Below are 22288 nucleotides of genomic sequence, written 5' to 3'. Positions count from 1 at the left end.
GCGCGCGTGCTGGCTACGCTGGTCTCTGTCCTTCCATGCCAGCCAACCCGATGCGCCTCGCCGACTTTCCGCAGCCCCTGGGCGCCCGCGAGGACGCCGCCGTCCTCGATGCCTGTTTCCTCGGTCCCTATGGCGAGAACGACGCGCTGCTGGAGAAACTCGTCGTCGAGTTCCTGCGCGACCATGTCTACTGGCGGCGCAACTTCCATCCGGAAGATCCGCCCGCGATCCCGACGCGCGCCGCGCAACAACCGGCGTACCAGGCGTTCGAGGCGCGCATGCGGCGCGAACTGCACGCGCTGTCGGCCGCGCTGAAGAAGTCGGTGCCGTTCCACAGTCCGCGATACATCGGCCACATGGCGTCGGACCTGCTGTTGCCGGGACTCGCCGCGCAATTGCTGACGCTGCCGTACAACCCGAACAACGTCAGCGAAGACGCCGCGCCCGTCACCGTCGAGTTGGAAGTGCGTGCGGGCCTGCAACTCGCGCGCATGATCGGCTATCCCGACGACCCCGAGCGCGAAGACTGCGCCTTCGGACATCTCACTTCGGGCGGCACCGTCGCGAACTACCAGGCGTTGCGGCTCGCGCTCGCACTGAAGGCCTTCCCGGTGGCGCTGCGTGCGGTGGGCGTCCCGGACATCGACGTTCCCGACGACGATTGGCTCGCCTTCAACACCGGCCCCGCTGCGGGCATCGCGTTGTCGGAACGCTGGCGGCAATGGCGCGACGCACAGCCGCCTGCGCAGCGACGCATGTGGCAAGCCGCGGTGGAAGCCGCACGCATCGAGACGCTGGGCATCGCCGGATTCTTCGAGCGGCACCCGACGCTGAAACCGCCGCGCGTGCTCGCGCCGACCACCGCGCATTACTCGTGGAGCAAGGGCGTCAAGTTGCTGGGCCTCGGGCGTGCGCAACTCGAACTGTTGCCCGAGCGCGGCATGCGCCTGGATGCCGACGCCTTGCAGGAGACGCTCGAACGTTGCCTGCGTCGGCACGAGCCGGTGCTGATGGCGGTCGGCGTGCTGGGCACGACCGAGTACGGCACCGTCGATCCGATCGATCGCGTGGTCGCCGCGCGCGACGCGATGCAATCGCGCGGGCTCGGCTTCAGCGTGCACGTCGACGGCGCATGGGGCGGATATCTCGCCACGCTGTTCCGCAACGAAGACGGCAGCCTGCGCGCGCGCGACGACGTGGCCACGGACTTCGCGCGCTTTCCGCTGCCCGACGTCCATGCCGCATTCGCCGCACTCGCCGACACCGATTCGGTCACCGTCGATCCGCACAAGCTCGGCTACCTGCCCTACGGGTCGGGGGCGTTCGTTTGCCGCGACCACCGCGCGATGGCGCTGTTGGCGGAGGAGGCCGACTACGTGTTCGACGGCCCGGCATCGACGCGCTACATGGCGCGCTACCGTCGCCTCGGCCAATACATCCCGGAAGGCTCGAAGTCGGGCGCTGCCGCAGCCGCCGTCTACGTCACGCACCGCGTGTTGCCGCTGGACCACGCGCACTTCGGCATGTTGCCGCGACAGACGGTGTCGGCGGCCGAAGCGTTCCATGCGCGCGCGCAACGTTTTGCCGCAGCGGTCGCCGACGTCGTGCATGCGCAGGTGCCGTTCGCGCCGGACAGCAACATCGTGTGCCTGGCGCTCAATCCGGTCGGCAACACGGATGTCGCGCGCGCGAATGCGTTCGTGCGCCTGCTGCACGAAGAACTCCGCTGCGATCCGCAACGACCGCTGCAGGTGAAGGAGTTCTTCGGCTCGATGACCACGTTGCGGCCCGATGCGCTCGGCATCGCCGAACTGCACCGCATCGCGACGGAGCTGGGCCTGGACCCCGCGACGTTCGACGGCGACGCCGATCGCCTCGCGATCCTGCGTCACACGCTGATGAACCCGTGGCTGATCGACCGGGAGAACGGCATCAGCTACATCGATCGCTACTTCGAGTTCCTGGAACAGCGCGTGCGTGAGCTGCAGCGGGGTGCTAGCGTGCCGGCATGAACGCACGACACGCTCGATGACCAGCACGGCGAAGCCTTGGCACGTCGTACTCGGGGCCGTACTCGCGGCCTTCGGCTACTGGAGCTATTTCGTCACGCTAGCGCCGTTACCCGCGGACATGCAGGAAGCACGCGGCGTCATCGCGTCGGCCGAAGCCAACTCCCACATGTGGTTCGGCCTGCGCCGTGGGCGCAGGCCGAAATGACCGACGACGTGCAGCAAAGTCGCGTCAGTCCGCGATGACCGCCTTGCGCGGCAGCTTCTCGCTGCGCATCGCCGCGTTGTACGCGAACGACGCCACGACCGCGGACGCCTGCTTCAGGTCCTCGGCGACGATGTGGTCGTACACGTCCAGGTCGCTGTGGTGGACGTTGGTGAAGTAGTCGAGGTCGTCCTGCACGAACTGGAAGCCGGGCAGGCCGATGCGGTCGAACGAGATGTGGTCGGTGCTGCCGGTGTTGCGCTGGGTGACGATGGTCGCGCCGACGTCGTTGAACGGCTTCAGCCAGGTTTCGAAGATCGGCGCGGCGGCCATGTTCTCCTGCGCGTAGATGCCGCGGATTTTGCCGCCGCCGTTGTCGAGGTTGAAGTACGCGGCGAGCTTCTCGTAGTCGCGGCCCGGCTGGAGCGCACCGCGCTTGGTGCGCAGGAACTCGGGGAGCTTGAGTTCTTCCGGATCGGTGGTCTCGGCGAACTTGCCGAAGTGGCGCGACACGTAGTCGGCCGAGCCCAGAAGGCCCTGTTCCTCGCCGGTCCACAACGCGACGCGGATCGTGCGATCGGGCTTCGCGCCCGCGGCCTTGAGGATGCGCATGGCCTCCATCATCACCGCCACGCCCGCGCCGTTGTCGGCGGCGCCGGTGCCGGCGTGCCAGGAATCCATGTGCGCGCCGATCATCACGACTTCGTTCTTGTGCGGGCCGGTGCCGGGGATTTCGGCGAGCGTGTTGTAGGCCGGCTGGTCGGTCTCGCTGGTGAAGCGCGCATCGACGTTCACGCGCAGGCGCACAGGTTCCTTGCGCGCGAGCGTGCGCATGACGGCGTTGTAGTGCTCGGCGGACATCGCGAGCGACGGCACGCCGACGGATTCACCCGCCTTGCGCGAACCGCCACCGGACAACAGGACGATGCCGTTGTCCCAACCGCTGGCGCTGACCGACGCGATCGCGCCTTCGTCGATGAGGAACTGGTTGAGCTGCGGCGTGAATTCGTAACGCTTGCGGCGGCGTTCGCGCGCTTCCTCGCGGGCTTCGGCGGTCTGGTCGACCGGCACGGCGAGCGCCTTCATTTCGCCGAGCGTTTCGTCGGTCTCGCGATGCCAGTCGGGCTTCTCGCCCGGCTTGTACGGGCGCGCTTCGCTGAGGAAGACGATCTTGCCGCGCAGCTTGCCCTTGAACTTCTCGAAGTCGGCCTTCGATTCGATCTTCGCGGCGATCGCCTCGCCTTCGACCGGGCCGTTCGTGCCGGGCGTCCACGCCTTCGGCAACGCGCGCAGCGGGTAGGCGCGCGGGCTGAGCAACTCCACGCTGGCCGAACGGAATTCCCAGCCGCGACCGAATGCGTCGGTCATCGCTTCGTCGCGCACGTTGGCCAGGCCCCACTCGTTGAACTTCGAGCGCGTCCAGTCGTTCGCCTGCGACATCGCGGGCGAGTTGGTGAGGCGCGGGCCGATCTGTTCGGTGAGATGACCGAGCAGCGCCATCACCTGCGAGTGGTTGAAGGCCTCCTGGCGGATTCGACTGGTCATCGACAGGTCGACGCGCTCTTCAACGTGCAGGCCTTCGGCGTGCAGGCCAAACACCAACGTGGCGGCAGCGGCCGCCAACAGCACTCGCTTCATGGATTTCCCCTGGCAGGTTGGATCACGGCAAACCCCGAGTGTGCCACCCGGGATGGGGCCGGCCGGTGGGCCATCAGTCATGGTGTAACGGGATGCGGGCCACCGTTTACACGGGCCTCTTGTTTCAGTCGCCGTGTTTCAGTCGCCGTGTTTCAGTCGCCGTGTTCCAGGCGCCCGGGGGCGCGGGCGCTTAGACTTGCGGCGCATGGGGAACCCGACACCCGGCCGTTCGCTCCTTCGACGCACGCTCGGCGGCGTCGTCCTGGTCGTGCGCAAGTTCGCGGCGCTGATCCTGCTGTTGCTGGTCGTGCTGCTGGCGTTGCGTGCGTGGCAGTCGACGCAGGGGCCGTCGTTGCGCGCGTGGCACAAGGTCGCGCCGGTGGAGATGGACGCGCACGACATCGCGCAGGCGAGTTGGGCGGAGTACGTCGCGGCGGAACAGCGCATGTTCGATGAAGTGCATCGCGACTTGCAGGACAAGATGGAAGCGGGCGATCGCACGCCATTGAATCGTTACGTCGATGGCAGCCTTGCGTCGCCGATGGCCTTCGGGCGCGACTGGAATCGCTCGTTCGTGCTCGAACCCGCGGGCGAGGTGCGCGGCGTCGCGGTGATGCTGCACGGGCTGACCGACGCGCCGTACAGCATGCGCAGTCTCGCCGACGTGTACCGTCGGCACGGCTACGTCGCGATCGTGCCGCGCATGCCGGGGCACGGCACGGTGCCTGCGGGGCTGACGCGCGAAGGCCGGAAGGAATGGGAAGCGGCGACGGAGATGGCGATGCGCGAAGCCGCGCGTCGCGCACAGGGGCGCGTGCCGGTGCATCTCGTCGGCTACTCCAATGGCGGCGCGCTCGCGGTGCTGCACGTCATGCGCCGGATCGCGCGCGGCGAGCGCAACGATGTCGAGCGCGTCGTGCTGGTGTCGCCGATGATCGAAGTGAATGCGTTCGCGCGTTATGCGGGGCTCGCAGGGTTGCCGTCGTTCTTCCCGCGATTCGCGCGGTCGGCTTGGCTCGACGTGCTGCCCGAGTTCAATGCCTTCAAGTACAACTCGTTCCCCGTGCGCGCGGCGCGCGAGTCCTACCTGGTGACGAGCGACGTGAGCGCGGCGATCGCCGACGTCGCCGCGCAGGGACGGATGGATCGCGTGCCGCCGATCCTGGCGTTCCAGTCGGTGGTCGACGACACGGTCAACGCGCCCGCGGTGGCGACGCGCTTGTTCGATGCGTTGCCCGCCAACGGCAGCGAACTCGTGTTGTTCGACGTGAACCGCAATCGCGTGCTCGCCCCCATCCTGCGCACGAACGCGACGCAGTGGTCGCAAGCGGCGCTGCAAGGTCCGGCACGCCGGTACACGGTGACGGTGATCGGAACGGCGTCGCCGGACGACGCCAGCGTCGTGGCACGCACGCGCCCCGCGGGCAGCACGCACGTGCAAGTCGAGGCAACGACGCTGCGTTACCCTGCCGACGTGTATTCCCTGTCGCACGTCGCCCTGCCGTTTCCCGCCGACGATCCGCTGTACGGCAACGTCCCCACGGGACGCGCGCACCTGCAACTCGGCACCGTCGCGGTGCGCGGCGAACGCAACACGCTCGCGGTCTCGCAGGACAGCCTCAACCGGCTGAGCTGGAATCCGTTCCACGACGACATGGCCATGCGCATCGAGGCAGTGATCCGATGAAAGTGCGCTTCTGCAGCCCGATCCAGTCGCACATGGGCTACGCGGAACTGGGGCGGATCGTGATCAACCAGCTCGTGCAGGCGGGTCACGAGGTGGCGGTGGTCGAACTTCCGATCCAGGCGAGCAACGCCGACTTCGGTCCGCTCGCCGCGCAGGCGCGTGGGTTGTTCGAGCAACACGTGGCGCCCGAGGTCAACATCGTCAACATGATCCCGCCGTTGTTCGAACAGTTCCGCTTGCCGGGCGTGCGCAACATCGGCTTCACCGTGTTCGAGGCCGATCGCCTGCCGACGGCATGGGTGGGGATGTGCAACGCGATGGATGCGATCTGGACGCCGTCGGCGTGGGCGCGCGCGATGTTCATCGCTTCCGGTGTCACGGTGCCCGTGTATGTCGTCGGCCCGGATGCCGATGCGGGCAAGTACGATGCCGACAGGAAGGGCCCGGCCGCGGATCGCTTCCGCTTGCTGTCGGTCTTCCAGTGGTCCGAACGCAAGAATCCCACCGGTCTGATCCGTGCTTTCTGCGCAGCGTTCGACGGCGATCCCGATGCGACTTTGCTGCTGAAGGCCCATCGCTTCAGCGACGCCACGCAGAACACGAAGTTCATGCACGACGCGGTGCAGTCGGTCCTGCGGCAGATGCGGCCCGCGCGTGCGTTGCCGCGCATCGAATTGGCGACCGGATTTCTTTCCGACCGGCAGATGCGCGAGTTGTATGCCTCGGCGCATGGCGTCGTGGGCCTTGCGCATGCCGAAGGTTGGGGGCTGCCTGCGTGGCAGGCCACGCTCGCCGGCACGCCGGTCGTGCATACCGGCTGGTCGGCGCCGATGGAATTCCTCCATCCGCAGGGCGTCGTGCGCAGCAACCTCGCGCCGGTGTTCGGCATGGAGGACTTCGTCGACTTCTACGACATCGACATGCACTGGGCGGACCCGCACCTGGATCATGCGGTCGAATTGCTGCGTTCGCTGCGTGCGTCGTGGCCGCGGTGGCGGGCGAATGCAGAGGCGCACCGCGAGGACATCGCGCGCCGCTATTCGCTCGAAGCGCGGATCGTGCAACTGTCCGTGGCCCTGGCAGCCTGACGTGGCGATGCCGCAACGCTGCGATCCGCGTGCGGCGTCTTGGAGGCGCACAATGCGTCGCCATTTCCCGGGTTCCTGATCGGGGGCTCGCTCGCCATGGATTCGCTGCTGCACCTCATCGCCGTTTACGGGCTCGTGGTGGTCTTCGTCACGGTCCTGCTGGACCAGGGCGGGATCCCGGTGCCCGCGTATCCGGCGATCATCGTCACCACCGCGCTCGCGGTGATGGACGGCAAGTCGGTCTGGCCGATCCTGGCCGTCGCGACGGTCGCCGCCATACTCGCCGACTGGGTGTGGTTCACCGGCGGGCGGCGCTTCGGCAACCGGATCGTGCGCCTGATGTGCCGGCTGTCGTTGTCGCCGGATTCGTGCGTGATCCGCACGCGTGGTGCATTCGCGAAGTACGGCGTCGCGTCGCTGATCATCGCCAAGTTCGTGCCGGGGTTCGCCGCCGTCGCGACGACGCTCGCCGGACAATCGGGCACGCGCACGCGCACCTTCTTGTTCTTCGACGGCATCGGCGCCGCGTTGTGGGCGGGCGGCGCGGTGGTGCTCGGCGTGGTCTTCCATGACGCGGTCGACGACCTGCTCGCCGATCTCGCGGACCTCGGGCACATGGCGCTGCCCGCGCTGCTCGCGATCGTCGCGGCGTACATCGCGTGGAAGTGGGGCCGTCGCCAGTGGTTCCTGCGGCAACTGCGCATGGCGCGCGTGTCGTCCGCCGAACTGGCGCAGATGATCGACTCCGGCAACGCGCCGCTCATCCTCGACGTGCGCGCCGAAGCCGATCGTCGCAGCACCGGCTGGATTCCCGGCGCGGTCTTTGCATCGACGCCCGAAGAAGCGATGGCGATGCCGCACCAGACCGTGGTCGTGTATTGCGACTGTCCGAACGAGGTCTCCGCCGCGGTGCTGGCCCTTGCGATCCGCAAGCGCGGGTTCCGCAACGTGCGTCCGCTCGCGGGCGGTGTGTCGGGATGGCTCGCCGAAGGCCGGGCGGTCGAGAACGCAGCGGTCTGACTTCACGGGCGCTTGAACGCGCTCCCCGGAAGATTTCCCGCATGTTGCTGCGAACGGACCAGCTCGATGTCGCCGACGTCCGGGAGGCGCCGTTCCCCTTGCTGATCGCGCACGACGTGCTCGATCCGGCGTACGTGTCGGCGCTGGATGCGGATTTTCCGCGCTATCGCGGCGCGGGGTATTTCCCGCACGACGTCGGCGACTGCGGTGCGAGCGTCAACGCGCTCGTCGCCGAACTGACGGCGCCCGGTTTCGCGGATGCGCTGGGTGCGCGACTCGGCATCGCCGGCATGTCGCGCCATCCGCCGCTGGTGACGATCTGCCGTTCGCTCAACGAGCGGCACGGGTCGATCCACACCGACAGCCTGTCGAAAGTCGCCAGCGCGTTGCTGTACCTCAACCCGCACTGGCCCGACGGATCGCATGCCGGTTGCCTGCGTTTCCTGTCGGCCACGAACGACATCGACGCGACGCTCGTTCCCGAAATCCCGCCGCTCTACGGCACGCTCGCGGCGTTCAAGCGCACCGAGTGTTCGTGGCACGGGCACCTGCCGTTCGAAGGCGAGCGGCACGTGATCCAGGTGGCGTGGCTGGTCGATGAATCGGCGCGCTCGCGGAAGACGCGGCGCGGACGGTGGTCGCGATTCGTCAAATGGGTGGCGGGGCGGGCGGATCGTGCGCTGGGAAAGCATCGCGATCGCAACGCGTCGCACATGGACTAAAGGTCGTCGCCGATCACCGGCAGCCCGCGGATCACTCCACGCCGCGGCATCAGTCCCAGGCCGAATTGCAGGCTCTGCGCGATACGATTCGCATGTTCGATGAACATGGCCGCGTGTTCGGCGGGCAGCTCGGCCTCCGCGACTTCGCGCCACAGCGCGAGCCAATGCGCGAAGTGCTCTTCGCGAATCGCATGCGGGCGATGCATCGCCATGGGATTGCCGCGATAGCTGCGCGTGCCGAGCGCGATCGAACTCCAGAACGACACGAGCGTGCGTTTGTGTTCCGGCCAGTCGTGCACGGCGGGATTGAACACGGGGCCGAGGATCGGGTCGGCCTGCACGCGGTCGTAGAAACGATCGACGAGGCGGACGATGTCGGCGTTGTCGAGTGGCGTGGTCATGGGGTCGTGGCCTGGATCGCCCACACGCTGTTTCCATCGCCATCGTGCATGCGCTTGCGTGACGCTTGCGCGAGGCGCGCGAAGCCGAACGCGAGCGCAAGTGCACCGGCGTCGATCGCGAAGAGCGACATGTCGCCGGCGGCCGCGCTCGTCCACAGCCATGCGCCGGTGGCGACGCCATGTGCGATCGGCACCAGCGCGGTGACGATCGCGGCGAGCCACAGCAGTTCGTGCGCCGCGCGGATCGGCGGCCGCAACGCGGCCCAGGTCGCGCACAGGATCCACGTGGCCAGGCACGCGACGCGGATGCCGGTGTCGAGATCCACGCGCGTGCGCCACGCCGGCATCTGCAACACCGCGGCCGCGACGAACGCGGCGGAGATCGCGACGCACACGCCGATGCACACGCCGACCGTCGCGCGCGCCATCCACCACTGCGCGCGGCCTTGCGCCTGCTGCCTGCGCTTGCGGCGCGATTCGATCCACAACAGGTTGCCGGAATAGAACAGGAACGCGCCGCCGAGGCCGAGCAGGAAATACATCCACCGCACCCACGCGTTGCCCCAGTCGCCGAAGTGCAGCGAGTACGTGGCGGAGAGCGTGGCGTGGTTGGCGTCGCGCGCACCCTGCAATTGCGTGGCGAGGACTTCGCCCGTGGCGGCGTTCATCGCGACGGAACCGATCGCGCCGACCGCGCGTTCGCTGGCGCCGCTGATCTCGATGATCGCGTTGGCGTCGCCGGCGTTGGCGAGCTTCAGGTAGGCGGGTTCGAAGTCGGGCACGCCGTGTTCGCGCGCGACTTCGATCGCGCGCGCATGCAGGAAGGCGAGCGAGGCGATCGGCTGCGCGCGTTCCGATGCGGCGACCTGCGGCGCGGTGTCCATCGCGGCGGGCAGCGCCGTCATCAGCTGGCCGCGGAACACGAGCGGGTTCATCGTCGCCATCAGCAACGCGAGCAGGCACAGCAGCGCACCCGTGGTCGCGAACACGACGTGCATCGGCAGGCTGAGCACGCCGATGACGTTGTGCGCGTCCTGCCAGAAGCGCTTGAGGTTGCGGCCGCGACGCAGCGCGAACAGATCCTCGACGAGCTTCGGCAGGTGGATGACGACGCCGGAAATCAACGCGAGTCCATACAACAGGCTCACGACGCCCATCAGCCACGTGCCCGCGGTGATCGGCAGGCCCAGCGTGTAGTGCAGCGCGTTGACGAGTTCCGGCAACTCGGTGCCGGTGGATTCGGGGCGGCCCTGCGGATCGGCGAGCGTGGCGAACTGCCACGTGCCCTTCGCATCGACCCAGTAGCTCGACGCGACCGGATACTCGCCGCCGGGGAACACCATGCCGACGTGCGTGCGCGCTTCCGGATGCAGGCGAAGCGTTTCGTCCAGCAGTCGCTGCGCGTCGGCAAGCGATTCGGCCTTGCGCGCCACGCCGTGCGGCGATTGCCACGCCTGCACGTCGTGATGGAAGACGGTGATCGCGCCCGCGTAGAACGCGACGAACAGGGCGAAGCCCGCGACCAGGCCGACCCACGTGTGGACGGTGGTGAACTTGCGGAGCGTGTCGGCACTGAACTTCATCGCGTCACGCCACCCACGCCAATTGCTGCAGGCCCCAGAGCGCGCCCATGCTGAACACCGCGAGCGAACCCAGCCACGCCCACGCGCGGCGTCCGTTCGCGAAGGCGAAGCTCGCGCCCATCACGCCCATCCACACCGGGAAGAACGCGACGAGGCCGCCGACGATCGTCGACGTCCACGGTCCGGGCAAGCCCCAGCACACCAGGCCGACGATGCCTGCCGAGAGGAAGAAACCGGCGACGACGCCGGCGCTTGCGCGCGCCCACATCAGCGCGGCTCCCCTGCGCGCAGCGTCATCGCGTAGGGCAGGAAGACGAACGCGAACATCCACGTCAGGACCATCGCGCACGCGCCCGCGCCGATGCCGAGTCGCGCGATCCATGCCGCGAGCGCGACCCCCGCGATCGCGAAACCGATCGCCTTGCGACCGAACGCGCGTCGCGCGGCGCCCGGCCATCGCCCATGCGGCGAGCCCGCATGCAGCGATGCGGCCGAGAGCAGCGTGGCAACGATGGCGAGCAGGGTCAGCAACGCATCACCACTGGGGCATTCACCATTGGAACCGCGCGGTCGCGGTCACCGTGCGCGGATAGCCGTAGTAGCACCACGCCGCGCTGTTGCACGCGCTGATGTACTCCTTGTCCGCGACGTTGTTCGCGTTGAGTTGCAGGCGCCACGGACCGACGTCGTAATGGATCGCCGCGTCGAACAGCGTGTACGACGGCGTCTGCCATTCGTTGTACGCATCGCCGTAGTGTTCGCCCGTGTAACGCGAACTCGCGCCGAAGCCGAAGCCCGACAGCGCGCCTGCGGTGAAGGTGTAATCGAAGCCGAGCGACGCCACGTGCTTCGGCTGCAGCGGGATCTGCTTGCCGAGCGACAGCGGGTCGTTGGATTGCGTGACTTCCGTATCGGCGTACGTGTACGCGCCGAACAGGCTCAGGCCGTCGGTCGCATACCAGCGGCCTTCGAGTTCGGCGCCGCGCACTTCGGTTTCGCCCTGCTGGATCGAATACAGCGTGTGGTTCGGATCCACCGTCAGCGTGTTCTGCTGCAGCAGGCGGTACGCGGCGATCGTGGCGAGGATGCGGTTGCCGCGCGGCTGGTACTTCAGGCCGACTTCGACCTGGTCGCCCGTCGTCGGCACGAAGGCCTTGCCGAAGAAATCGGTGCCCACCGTCGGCTGGAACGACTGCGACCAGCCCGCGTAAGGCGCAAGCCCGTTGTCGAACACGTAGTTGACGCCGACCTTGCCGGAGAACTTGTCGTCGCTCTGGCGACGTCCGCCGCCGCCGACGATCACGTCCTCGGTGGTCGTGCCGACGAAATCCTGGCGGCCGCCGAGGGTCACCACCCAGCGATCGATCTTCACCTGGTCCTGCAGGTAGAAGCCGACCTGCGACTGGTGCTGGATCACGCGCGAGGTGTAGTCGGGGCGCACGATCGTCGCGCCGTACACGGGGTTGAAGATGTCGAGCGTCGGCGCGGTGAACGAGAACGCGGACGCGTAGTTGTTGCGCGCGTTGCGATAGTCCATGCCCATCAGCACCGTGTGTTCGGCGCCGCCGGTGGTGAACGCGAACTGCAGGTGATTGTCGATGCCGAAGTTCTTCGATTCCTCTTCGGTCGCCCAGATGTAGCGGAACAGCGTGCGCAGGTCGCCGAGCAGGCCGAACGCGCCGACCGTCGTCGCCGGATCGATGTCGGTCGTGCCGTAACGCGCGCTCTGGCCGAACACCGTGCCGCCGCCGAAGTCGTGGGTGAACTCCCAACCGGCCGACTGCATCGTCTTGTCGTAGGTGTTGTAGCCCGGTTCGCCGGTGTAGCGGTTGATCGGGATCTTGCCGTTCGGATTCGGATCGAGCGTGCCCTGCGAAGGCAGGAAGCCGCCGCCGGCGACGGTGTCGTTGCGCTGGTAGCGCGCGAGCAGCGTGAGCGTGTTCGCTTCGTCGGGCTTCCACGTCAGCGCGGGCGCGACGTAGTAACGATCGTCGTGCACGAAATCGACGACGTCGTCGCTGTTGCGCGCGAGCGCGGTGAGGCGATAGAGCCAGGTGCCCGAGTCGTTGAGCGCGCCGCCGAAATCGACCGCGGCCTGCGCGAGGCCGAACGTGCCGGCCTGCAGTTCCACTTCGCGCAGGTCCGTTTCGGTCGGGCGCTTGCTGATGTAGTTGAGCAGGCCGCCCGGCGGCATCGCACCGTAGCCGACCGAGGCCGGGCCCTTCAGTACTTCGACGCGTTCCAGGCCGTAGGGCTCGATGCGCGTGATGCCGGTGTTCGATCCATCGGCGAGCGCGATGCCGTCGAGATAACGCGCGGGCGTGAAGCCGCGCACCAGCAGCCAGTCGCTGCGCGGGTCGGGCCCGTAGCCGCCGCCCTGCGCGCCGGCGGTGAACCACACCGCTTCTTCGACGCCGTGCACCGCGCGATCGCGCATCTCGTCGCTGGAGATGACCGACACGGATTGCGGGATTTCGGAAATCGGGGTGTCGGTCTTGGTCGCGGTCTCGCTGCTGCCGACGACCTCGACGGTGTCGATGACGCGCTCCTGGGCGGCAGCGGTGAAGGAGGCGAGGGCGGCCAGGACGGCCAGGGACAGGGCGCGGCGACGCGCGGCGTGGGCGGGCATGAAAGGGCCTTTGAGGGGAGGTGCACCCGGGCCGGAACGGCCCAGATGCGAATCGTTCGCAATTGTAGAGACCCGCCCGGGACTCTGCAATGCGCCGCCGTATGCCACTCCCCGGCCCGCGGGGGTCGGGCGTCAGTCGATGACGTCGACCATCATGCCGACGCCGCCGCCGATCATCGCGCCCGCGGCGGTGTTGCCGGAGACGCTGCCGATGCCGGCGCCGATCGCGGTGCCGGCGACGGTCGCGCATGCGGCGAGCAACAACACGCAATGCGCGGCGAACAATCTCAACGTGCGTTTCATGGCGTCTTCCTCAGGGATTGGCGGGCTTGACGATGTCCATCCACAACACGCCCATGACGGGAACGTCCTAGCGCGTGGGGTTGGCTTCGTACCAGCGCGTGATGCGATCCGACACTTCGTCGAGCGTCATGCCTTCGACCGCTTTCGCGGCCATCGTGCCGACGGTCGGCGGCGGCGTGCCTTTCTTCTTCGCGTAGGCATTCTCGAGCGCGACCATGTTGCCTGCGCCGATGAGGAACACCTTGCGCGTCTCCGTCGACGACTTCAGCCACATGGACCCGTCGACGACGACGTGTTGCGCGTGGGTCGCGCCCGCGATGCACAAGCCGATGGCGAGTGCGACGCCCGGCGCCCACCTGGGAAGCGTGCGCATGTCGATCTCCGTTGTTGCGGGGTGCTTTCCTGTACAGGTCGCGCCGCGGCCGGTGGTATCGCCCGGTCGGGTGACGAAGAAGGGGCGCGCACGCAAGGCAGGAATCGGATGGCGACGGGGACGACTGCGGAGGAGACTCGCGCTTCGTCCCCCACGCCAGAACACGCCACGATGCCCACGCTCTACGACTACCTTCCGTCCCGCAACGCCTGGAAGATCCGCCAGTTGCTGCAGCACCTCGGCACGCCGCATCGCACGGTGTTCGTGTCGATCTTCGAACGCGAGGGCCGCTCGCCCGGTTTCCTCGCGCTGAATCCCACGGGCAAGGTGCCGGTGTGGCAACTCGACGACGGCCGCGCGCTCGCCGAGTCGAACGCGATCCTCGCGTATCTCGCCGACGGCACCGCGTACCTGCCGGGCGAACCGTTCGCGCGCGCGAAGGTGCACCAGTGGTTGTCGTTCGAGCAGGAGAACGTCGAGTCGGTGATCGGCTCGCTGCGGCACTGGACGATGACCGGCAAGCAGCGCGCGCCGGACGTCGTCGAAGGCAAGCGCACCGCGTCGCTGCGCGCGCTCGCGTTGCTCGACCGTGAGCTCGCGCAACGTCCCTTCATCGCGGGCGAGGCGTACACGATCGCCGACATCGCGCTGTTCGCCTACGCCGCGCGCGCCGGGGAAGCGGGCTTGTCGCTCGAACCCTTCCCGGCCTTCCGCGCCTGGGTCGCGCGCGTGGAAGCGCAACCCGGCCACCTCGCGGAATCGCAGCCCTATGCGATCGACCCGCATTCGGCCGGCGAGCTGCCCGCGTAGCCCGCGCCATCGCACAGGAGTAGGGTGCAGGCGTCCACTCGCAGGAGCCTGCCATGCGCCGCCCGATTGCAGAAGTCGCGACCGCAGCAAGCGCGATCGTCGCCGTGATTGCGTCCTTCACGCTCGCCGCATGCGCGCCCATGTCGACGCAGGATCCCGGCGTGGCGAAGTGCGACACCTCGAAGCTCGATTGGGCGATCGGCCAGCCCGCGACCGAGGACAACGCGCGCCGCCTGTTGCGTGAAAGCGGGATGGGCCTGTGGCGGATCGTCGCGCCCGCGTCGACGGAGCGGAAAGATTTTCGCCCTGATCGCCTGACGATCTACACCGACAAGGACAACGTCATGCAGTCTTTCGAGTGTCGGTGAAAACAAGTTCACCAAGCTGACTTTCGCGCTTCGCATTCGTTCGTCCGCCGAAGCCATCCGCCCGTCCGTTGCATGCCCGTGAAGGCGACCTGCCTGCGTTGCCAAACGTGTGCATGTCTGCAGGCGGAAGAACCATGCGTACTCGTGCGAGCTGTTCCCGCGGCTTCACGCTGATGGAGTTGATGATCACGGTCGCGGTGCTGGCCGTGCTCGCAGCCCTCGCGGCACCGTCGTTGTCGGATTTCTTCGACCGCAACCGCGTGCGCGCGGCGGCCGACGACGTCGTCAGCCTCATCAGTAACGCGCGCGCCGAGGCCGTGCGCAACGACCTCGACGTGAACATCGCGATGCGCGGTTCGGGCACCGCGTGGTGCGTCGGCGCCAACGCCGCGATCCCGCCCGTGGGTGGCGTGCCCGCCGCGGGTGCGACCGAGTGCAACTGCGCAAACGCCGGCGTCTGCCTCGTGTCGGGCGGTCGCCAGGTCGTCGCGTCCGCCGATTACACGGACGTGTCGATCGGCGCGTTGCCCGCCGCGTTCGATTTCAACAGCACCCTCGGCGCGATCGTGCCGCTGGGCGATCGCACGGTGACGCTGACCTCGCCGACCGGCAAGTACGACGTCGAGATCCGGGTCAACGCGCTTGGGCAGGCCTTCGCCTGCACGCCGGCCACCAAGCCGGTCCTGTCGGGGATGCTGGTATGCGAATGACCTTGTCCTGCCGCCGTCGCGAGCGCGGCTTCTCGCTCATCGAAATGATGGTCGCGATGGCGTTGAGCCTGATCGTCGCCGCCGCGGTCGTCGCGCTCGTCGTCGCGATCGTGCGCTCCAATCGGCAGACGCTGCAGTCCACGCGCCTGCACCAGGAATTGCGCGCGACGCTGAACCTCGTCGCCAACGACATGCGCCGCGCGCGCTCGGTGGGCGATCCGCTCACCGTCGCGCTCGCGCCCGCAGGCAACCCGGTGGGCGCCATCGACACCGCGAACGCCGGTTGCATCATCTACGGCTACGAAGGCGCCGCGAGCGGCCCCTGGCACATCGTCCGCGTCGACGACGGCAATGTCGTGCTTGCCACGAACGACGATCGCCCCGCCGATTGTGCCGACGGCGACGCCACGACGACGCTCGGGTCGCCGCAGGTCGAGATCACCGACATCGCGTTCACGCCTTCCACCGACGCGGCCAGCGAAATGTTCGAGCGCGAGTTCACCATCACGCTGAGCGGTCGCCTCGTCGACACCAACCCCAACGTGGTCCAGCCCACCCGCACGATGAGCCAGACGGTTTACGTGCGTTCGGTCGGCGCCGGCATCTGAATCCGTCGGAGAACGCGCCATGCATGCGTCGCCCCGCCTGTCCCCCCGCCGCAATGCGTCGGGCACCGTCCTGGTCATCGCCTTCGTGCTGTTGCTGCTCGCGGGATTGCTGACGCTGTTCGCGCTGAAGGTCGGCATGTTCGAACAACGCAGCACCGGCAACGACATGCGTGCGAAGGTCGTCAACGAAGTCGCCGAAGCGGGCCTGGCGCAGGGCTTCGAGTACCTGATCCGCCAGCACCCGGAGATGATGCAGACCGCCGGCTTGTGGCAACGCTGCGGCGCCACCGAAACCAACTTCCCGTGCGGCGCCGTCAGCGGCGCGACGTTCGACCATGACGGCGACCCGACCACCGCGCCGGTGTCGCGTCGCGAGCAGATGTTCCGGTTGCGCGGCGACGTGCCGAACACGATCGCCAACATCGATCCCGAGTTGTCGCGCTACATGCTGCCGTTGCCGGCGGCGTCCAAGATCGCATCGCTCGCGAACGGACAGAACGTGGCCTACGGCGTCGCGCCCGTGCTGTGCTACGCGAACGGCCCGGCCGAAACCGCCGGAGGCATTCCGTGCGGCGACATCGGTTCGTCGCGTGTCATGGTCGCCACCTTCGTCAGCGTCGCGAAATTCCCGGGCGAGAACACCAGCAGCACGCTGGTGCAGACCGTCGGCCAGTATCCGAAGCTCGGCGACGAAGTGATGAACACGCCGCCGATCATGGCGTCGGGATCGGTCGACGTGACCGGCAACCTGCAGGTCGTGACCAATCCCAACGCGGGCGGCACCGGCGTGCCGGTGTCGGTATGGACTCGGCTGAACATCGACAAGCACGGCACGCCCAACACCTGCTACGCCGACGAGTTCTTCCGTTACACGCAAGGCAACCACACGCCGACGCTCTACCAGAGCACGATCCGCTGCGACGACTGCAAGTGCGACACCAACGGCGCGCCGGCGACGCTCAGTTACGACCAGAGCGGCATCAACCGCTGCGAAGATCCGTCGGACGACTGCGAAGGCATCGACATCCTCGACATCGACGAGGGCACCAACAGCGACACGGGCTACAACACCGGCGGCCACGTAGGCGCGAACTTCAACGTGCGCTCCGATGCGCAGTCGCATCCGACCTGCGAATTCCCGCCCGACATGTTCAAGTTCGTGTTCGGCGTGGAGGCGTGGCTCGACAACAACCTCGACTGCTTCGCCGAGACGAAGGCCGGCGCGATCCTGTACCAGAACACCGACAACGGCGTCACGCGTTCGGTCGGCCCCGACGAGGCGTACCTGTACAAGATCGCCGACCACATCATTCCGACAGACGCGAACGCGGAACTCGTGCGCGCCGAACAACTCGCGACGAACGCGATGATCAACGACGCGCCGAACAGCGCCGGCGTCATCTGGTGCCAGCAAGCCTGCGACCTCACCGGCCAGGTGGGCACGCCCGATGCGCCGGTGTTCCTGATCCTCGATGGTCCGATCACGATCCACGGCGTGGTCTTCGGCTACGTGTTCGTGCGCGACACCGGCGCCACGCTGCGGCCCGAGACGGGCAGCAGCCTCACGGGCAACTGCCCCGCGAACTGCATGTTGTTCATGAACGCAGGCTCCGCGATCTACGGCGCGCTCGTCGTGCAGGGCCAGTTGAAGGCGAACGGCACCGCCGCGGTGATCTACGACGGCAACGTGCTGCGCGGCGTCATCGAAGAAGCCGGACTCGTCTACTCGACCCTGCCGGGCGCGTGGACCGACCAGCAAGCGTACTGAGGAGACGGCAGCCATGGTGCGATTCCACGATGGACGCAAGGCGACGGGCTTCAGCCTCCTCGAAGTGCTGGTCGCGATCGTCGTGCTGAGCGTCGGCCTGCTGGCGCTCGCGGCGTTGCAGGGCAGTTTGTCCCGTGCCTCCGCCGATGCGAAGGCGCGTGCGCGCGTCGCGGCGATGTTGACCGCGCGCATCGACGAACTGCGCAGCGGTGGTTACGGCAGCCTTGCGCCGGAAGGCGCAGCGGCTCCGCTCACCAGCGTGGAAGGCGCGGCGGGCGATGGCTGCGACAACGACGGCAGCGCGGACGATTGGCTCGACTGCGCGCGCGAGCAGGCGAACCTGGGTTCACTGTCGGTGCAACAGACTGTCAACACCTGGTACGGCGACGCCACTTTCGCCACGCCCGCGCCCGCGCCGGCCAACCAGAATCCGCGCACCGCGCAGTTCAAGCGCGTCGGCCTCGTGGCCACGTGGACCGATGCGACCGGCGGCGTCCATTCGAACCAGCTCGTCTCCGACATCAGCTCGATGTCGCTGACCAACTTCGTCGTCGTGCCGCCCGATCCGACCGAGAACCCCACCGGCGGCCCGATCGTGCGCACGATCGACCCCGCGACGTCCGGCGTGCTTCCCATCGCGATGGGGCCGGAAGACCAGCAGATGATGAACGGCACCGGCAACCCCACGCCGGAACTCATCGGCCAGGGCAAGAACCAGGAGATCGTCGGCACGCGCTTCTCGGTGCTCAACTACACGCCGCCGCAGCAGTTCGGCGACAGCTCGGTGGTGGTGACGAAGCGTTTTGACAACGAGGTCATCAAGTGCAGCTGCCGATACGGCGCCGGTGGCGCCAACCTGCCGGAGATCTATCGCACGGCGCTGTGGCCCGCGATCTGGACGGGCGACGCCTACGCCGTGCACATCCCCGACGGCAACATCGCCGCGCCCGGTCAAACGAAGGCGTCGGGCCCGCGTTCGGGCGTCACGCAGAGCGAGCTGTGCCAGGAATGCTGCCGCGACCACCACGACTCCGGCACCGGCGTGGAGTTCGATCCGGAACGCGTCGGCGAGGAGATCAAGTACGACGCCGCCGCCAACGGCGCGCTTTCGCCCGCGAACACGAATGGCGGCACCTACGTCGATTCGTGCCGTCTCGTGCGCATCGATGGGTTCTGGCGGACCGCGGCGGACCTGTACCAGCGCCAGTTCGGGCTGCTCGAAACGAAACCCGACGACAACGGTGTGCCGGCGAAGTCCCGCGAGCCCACCGACGCGGCGGTCGCGCAGTACACCACGTTCGTCAAGGATTACCTCGCGTTGTACGACGGCAGCCAGGCGGTGCCGCCGGGCGCCACGCCGCAGGCGGAATTCCTCAGCGAGTTCCCGACCACGCCGATCACGCTCCCGGTCGTCTCCAACACCGACTACCGCTTCCTGCATGCGCGCGGCCTGTATGTCGATCATCTCGAGGAGAAGGCGCGCGAGAAAGTGAGCGAAGCCTTTGCCGATGGCGACGACGATCCGTGCCCTTCGGGTGATGCGGAAGCCGATTGCATCCTGCAGTTCCTGCCGTTCACCACCGCGAACCTCACCGAGATCGCGGCGTGGACCGCCGCGCCGGAAGGCATCATCAACGTCAACAGCGCCAACCTGCTTGCCACCGATCCCGACGATCCCTCGGGCGGCCGGACGACCGGCATCGCCAACGGCACGGCGCAGAACACGGCGCAGACGCGCAGTTCGAACTCGGGCATCGCGGTGTATTCGCCGAACGTCAACCTGGGCGGCGTCGATGAGGCCGACGTCGACGAGACGCACCAGCAGTCGCAGCAGTTCGATGTCGGCGGTCCTCCGGGTCCGACGTTCGACGTGCGCGCGCTGGGCGGCGGCGGCAACCCGTTCGTGTTCTTCAGCCTGGGCATCGACAACGACGTCGAATGCTTCAAGCCCGCCGGCACGGATCATCGTTGCGGCACGAGCCCGGGCACGATCCTGCCGCAGCAGGGCACGGTGTCGATCCGCAGGTACAACTACGAGGACACGACGTCGACCCAGATGAGCTTCACCTGCCAGGGCAACAAGGCTGCCTCGGGGATCGTCGCGGTGCCGACCTTCCACAACTTCACGCTTGCATCGGCCACGTTCAACGGCGTCAACGGCACGATCGCGGCGTCGGTGAACGAAGGCATGCTCATCGAAAGCACGTCGGTCCTGTTCGCAGCCGTCGCGGAAGGCGGGCTGGCGATCGCGACCTTCACGGAGGAAGGCAGTCCGCAGCTCGCGACGATCGACAGTTGCAAGGCATCGCAGGGCACGTTCACCCAGATCACCTGGAACACGCCGTGGCGGTGAGCCTTCAATAGATCGGCGTGATCGTCATCTGCGGCAAGGGGCGCGGCGCGCCCTGGGTGAGGTCGGGCTGCATGTCGGCCCAGGCCTCGCCCTGGTGGACGAGTTGCAGCAGCAGGCGCGTGGATTCGTTGCGCTGGAAGTAATCGGTGTACGGATACGAGGGCGGCGCCGCATCCGGCGATTCCGGCAACGCATACGCGCTCGCGTAATCGGGGATGCGCAGCGTCGCGTCATGCGTGCGCGCGACCTGCAGCGTGTAGCGCTGCAGGCCGGAGGCGAGGTTGCGCCAGCGGATCCAGTAGTGGTTCTCGAACGAGAACGCGTTGAAGCGTTCGCCCGCGGCCGCGCCCTTCGCCGCGATGCGTTCGAGCACCGCCTGCGGCATGTTGAGGTTCATCCCGCCTTCGTCGCCTTCCAGTGCGACGTGCACGATGCGGTCGCGCTGGCCGGGTGCGCGCGCGAGCAACAGGTCGCGCCAGTTCTGCATCGTCGCGACGATCCCGAACAGGAAGCCCGCGACGTCGCCCGCCGCGTTGCCGTCGCCGAGTCGCGCGTACGTGCGTTGCCAACCCTGTGCATTGCGTTCGGGCAGGAAGATCGCGCCGTGGCGCGACACGCTGGTGTCGTCGACCGCCGCGTACACCAGGTTGATCGCGAAAGTGGGCCACAGCGGAAGCGCGGCGTCGAACAGGTGGATCGGGAAGTTGCTGCCGATGCCGCCGTCGGAGAACCACACCGTGCGCATCGACGCGATGTTCGACGGCGCGTCCCTCGACGGCGCGTCCGTGGACGGCGTGCCCGACGATGGCGTGCGCGCGCCGCCAGCGGCGAGTTGATCGACGCTGTCGGCGGCGGATTTCGCGGGTGTTGCGGGCGCGCGCTCGGGTTCGATCACTGCTTCGGGTTCTGCCGGCATGCGCTTCGCCGGCTCGTGCAGCGGCACCGCGCTCACCAGCAACGGGAAGCTCAGGCTCATGCGCGTGGCGACGAGCACGGGGAGGTCGTCGTCCGCGGGCAACGGGTAATACGTCTTGCCTTCCACCTGCTCCGGCGCGCCGCCGTTGTCGACCATCCAGTCGACGACGACCTTCGGGAACAAACGATCGAACTCTTCGCGCAGGAACCAGAAGCGCACGTCGCGGAAGGGCAGGGTGCGCGGTTCGCGATGCGAGATGCTGGTGGTGATCATGCGCAGCACGAGTGCGTCGGGCGTCGCGGGTTCGCCGGGAAAGCGCGGCGCGCCGCACAGGTCGGCGAACGTCAGCGGCGCATCGAGCGGTTTGCCGGCGAGGCGCTGCAGCGTGGCGTGCAACCACTCCGTCAGCGCGGGCGTCGATGCGCCGCGTTCGCGCATGCCGACACACAGCCCGAACTGGTTGCCGCGCACCACGCGTGCGACGCGCAACACCGACGACACCGTCGCCGCCGCATAACCGCAGAAAAAGGAAGGCGTGAGCATCGCGAGCAGGCCGCCGGTGTTCGCGAGCGAATACCCGAGCGCGAGCAGCAATCCGAACACCAGCAGGAATTCGAGCGGCGCCGTCGCCAGCACGGCGAGCGATGCGGCCGCGATCTTCTTCCACTTCGGCGCGGCGCCCGCGCACACGACCAGCGCGCGATACGCATTGCGCACGCCCATCGCGGGCTGGAAGAGGCGATGGATGAAGCCTTGCGTCGTGAGTTGCGCGGCGACGTCGCGCAATCCATCGAACCCTGCGCCGGGTGCGTCGTGCATCGCGGGATCGCCATTTGCGATGCGTCGATCGCCATACGCGGCGGCTGCCGTGACCGCGGCCGCGATCGCACCCGCCGATGTTCCGCCCACGCTCTTGAAACGGAACTCGCGCGCGAGGGTGAGCACCGCATTCGGATACACGATGCCGCTCGTGATCCCGCCCTTCATCACCAGGTCGCAGTACTTCATCGCACTCGTTTCCCTGCCGCCGCGATGCAACGACCTTCGGCGATGTGCGCCAGGCGATCAAGTTCCTCGTGGGGCAGGGCCGTGGCGGT

21 protein-coding genes are annotated in these 22288 nt (G+C 67.8%); 12 read left to right on the top strand and 9 right to left on the bottom strand.

Translation table 11 applies throughout. The features are described from left to right. Positions 1 to 50: 50 nt before the first annotated feature. The gene (locus tag LK996_RS05000; protein ID WP_230526036.1) at positions 51 to 2012 is read left to right on the top strand and encodes a pyridoxal phosphate-dependent decarboxylase family protein; all 1962 of its coding nucleotides are present in this window, start codon (positions 51 to 53) and stop codon (positions 2010 to 2012) included. A 16-nt stretch (positions 2013 to 2028) separates the two neighbouring features. Then, positions 2029 to 2217, top strand: coding sequence for a hypothetical protein (locus LK996_RS04995; RefSeq protein ID WP_230526035.1), 189 nt, complete (start codon positions 2029 to 2031; stop codon positions 2215 to 2217). 24 nt (positions 2218 to 2241) lie between these two features. On the opposite strand, the gene LK996_RS04990 is transcribed toward LK996_RS04995, so the two are convergent. After that, positions 2242 to 3852 carry a M20/M25/M40 family metallo-hydrolase gene (locus LK996_RS04990; RefSeq protein ID WP_230526034.1) on the bottom strand — a complete coding sequence of 537 codons (1611 nt, stop codon included), beginning with the start codon at positions 3850 to 3852 and terminating at the stop codon, positions 2242 to 2244. A 205-nt stretch (positions 3853 to 4057) separates the two neighbouring features. On the opposite strand from LK996_RS04990, the gene LK996_RS04985 reads away from it, so the two are divergent. The 4 genes from LK996_RS04985 to LK996_RS04970 all read left to right on the top strand — a co-directional run bounded on the left by LK996_RS04985 (position 4058) and on the right by LK996_RS04970 (position 8369). Further along, positions 4058 to 5539 (top strand): alpha/beta hydrolase, encoded by a 1482-nt coding sequence (locus tag LK996_RS04985; RefSeq protein WP_230526033.1) that lies wholly within the window; start codon positions 4058 to 4060, stop codon positions 5537 to 5539. Continuing rightward, on the top strand, positions 5536 to 6627 hold the full coding sequence (locus LK996_RS04980; protein ID WP_230526032.1) for a glycosyltransferase: 1092 nt from the start codon (positions 5536 to 5538) through the stop codon (positions 6625 to 6627). Before LK996_RS04985 ends, LK996_RS04980 begins: the two co-directional genes overlap by 4 nt. Positions 6628 to 6723: 96 nt before the next feature. Beyond that, positions 6724 to 7647, top strand: coding sequence for a rhodanese-like domain-containing protein (locus LK996_RS04975; protein WP_230526031.1), 924 nt, complete (start codon positions 6724 to 6726; stop codon positions 7645 to 7647). A gap of 41 nt (positions 7648 to 7688) precedes the next feature. Continuing rightward, positions 7689 to 8369, top strand: a complete 681-nt coding sequence (locus LK996_RS04970) for a 2OG-Fe(II) oxygenase (protein ID WP_230526030.1) — start codon at positions 7689 to 7691, stop codon at positions 8367 to 8369. On the opposite strand, the gene LK996_RS04965 is transcribed toward LK996_RS04970, so the two are convergent. From LK996_RS04965 to LK996_RS04935, 7 genes are all read right to left on the bottom strand, one after another. After that, a complete protein-coding gene (locus LK996_RS04965) occupies positions 8366 to 8770 on the bottom strand; it encodes a group III truncated hemoglobin (protein ID WP_230526029.1) in 405 nt (134 codons plus the stop codon). The two genes, LK996_RS04970 and LK996_RS04965, sit on opposite strands and share 4 nt — an antisense overlap. Then, positions 8767 to 10353, bottom strand: coding sequence for a PepSY-associated TM helix domain-containing protein (locus LK996_RS04960; RefSeq protein ID WP_230526028.1), 1587 nt, complete (start codon positions 10351 to 10353; stop codon positions 8767 to 8769). The genes LK996_RS04965 and LK996_RS04960 overlap by 4 nt, the downstream gene beginning before the upstream one ends. Positions 10354 to 10357: 4 nt before the next feature. Next, on the bottom strand, positions 10358 to 10621 hold the full coding sequence (locus LK996_RS04955; RefSeq protein WP_230526027.1) for a hypothetical protein: 264 nt from the start codon (positions 10619 to 10621) through the stop codon (positions 10358 to 10360). Then, complete coding sequence (locus tag LK996_RS04950) at positions 10621 to 10884, bottom strand: hypothetical protein (protein WP_230526026.1); 264 nt, start codon at positions 10882 to 10884, stop codon at positions 10621 to 10623. Before LK996_RS04950 ends, LK996_RS04955 begins: the two co-directional genes overlap by 1 nt. A gap of 19 nt (positions 10885 to 10903) precedes the next feature. Further along, positions 10904 to 12982: a TonB-dependent siderophore receptor gene (locus LK996_RS04945; protein ID WP_230526025.1), complete on the bottom strand. Its 2079-nt coding sequence runs from the start codon at positions 12980 to 12982 to the stop codon at positions 10904 to 10906. A 132-nt stretch (positions 12983 to 13114) separates the two neighbouring features. Beyond that, complete coding sequence (locus LK996_RS04940) at positions 13115 to 13285, bottom strand: hypothetical protein (RefSeq protein ID WP_230526024.1); 171 nt, start codon at positions 13283 to 13285, stop codon at positions 13115 to 13117. Between the two features lie 67 nt (positions 13286 to 13352). After that, positions 13353 to 13658 (bottom strand): hypothetical protein, encoded by a 306-nt coding sequence (locus LK996_RS04935; protein WP_230526023.1) that lies wholly within the window; start codon positions 13656 to 13658, stop codon positions 13353 to 13355. 171 nt (positions 13659 to 13829) lie between these two features. On the opposite strand from LK996_RS04935, the gene LK996_RS04930 reads away from it, so the two are divergent. From LK996_RS04930 to LK996_RS04905, 6 genes are all read left to right on the top strand, one after another. After that, a complete protein-coding gene (locus LK996_RS04930; protein ID WP_230526022.1) occupies positions 13830 to 14468 on the top strand; it encodes a glutathione S-transferase family protein in 639 nt (212 codons plus the stop codon). Between the two features lie 53 nt (positions 14469 to 14521). Further along, a complete protein-coding gene (locus tag LK996_RS04925) occupies positions 14522 to 14836 on the top strand; it encodes an I78 family peptidase inhibitor (RefSeq protein WP_230526021.1) in 315 nt (104 codons plus the stop codon). Between the two features lie 134 nt (positions 14837 to 14970). Next, positions 14971 to 15546 (top strand): pilus assembly FimT family protein, encoded by a 576-nt coding sequence (locus LK996_RS04920; RefSeq protein ID WP_230526020.1) that lies wholly within the window; start codon positions 14971 to 14973, stop codon positions 15544 to 15546. Continuing rightward, on the top strand, positions 15543 to 16154 hold the full coding sequence (locus tag LK996_RS04915) for a PilW family protein (protein ID WP_230526019.1): 612 nt from the start codon (positions 15543 to 15545) through the stop codon (positions 16152 to 16154). Before LK996_RS04920 ends, LK996_RS04915 begins: the two co-directional genes overlap by 4 nt. 19 nt (positions 16155 to 16173) lie before the next feature. Then, positions 16174 to 17922, top strand: a complete 1749-nt coding sequence (locus LK996_RS04910) for a hypothetical protein (RefSeq protein WP_230526018.1) — start codon at positions 16174 to 16176, stop codon at positions 17920 to 17922. A gap of 13 nt (positions 17923 to 17935) precedes the next feature. Further along, positions 17936 to 20275, top strand: a complete 2340-nt coding sequence (locus LK996_RS04905; protein WP_230526017.1) for a prepilin-type N-terminal cleavage/methylation domain-containing protein — start codon at positions 17936 to 17938, stop codon at positions 20273 to 20275. A gap of 4 nt (positions 20276 to 20279) precedes the next feature. Here the strand turns inward: LK996_RS04905 and LK996_RS04900 are convergent, their stop codons facing one another. Next, complete coding sequence (locus LK996_RS04900; protein ID WP_230526016.1) at positions 20280 to 22199, bottom strand: patatin-like phospholipase family protein; 1920 nt, start codon at positions 22197 to 22199, stop codon at positions 20280 to 20282. Positions 22200 to 22288 lie beyond the last annotated feature (89 nt).

The sequence above is a fragment of the Noviluteimonas lactosilytica genome (genome assembly GCF_020866925.1).
GTDB lineage: Bacteria > Pseudomonadota > Gammaproteobacteria > Xanthomonadales > Xanthomonadaceae > Noviluteimonas > Noviluteimonas lactosilytica.
Note: the sequence above shows the minus strand (reverse complement) of the source record. Positions and strands in the feature narration are given on the sequence as shown.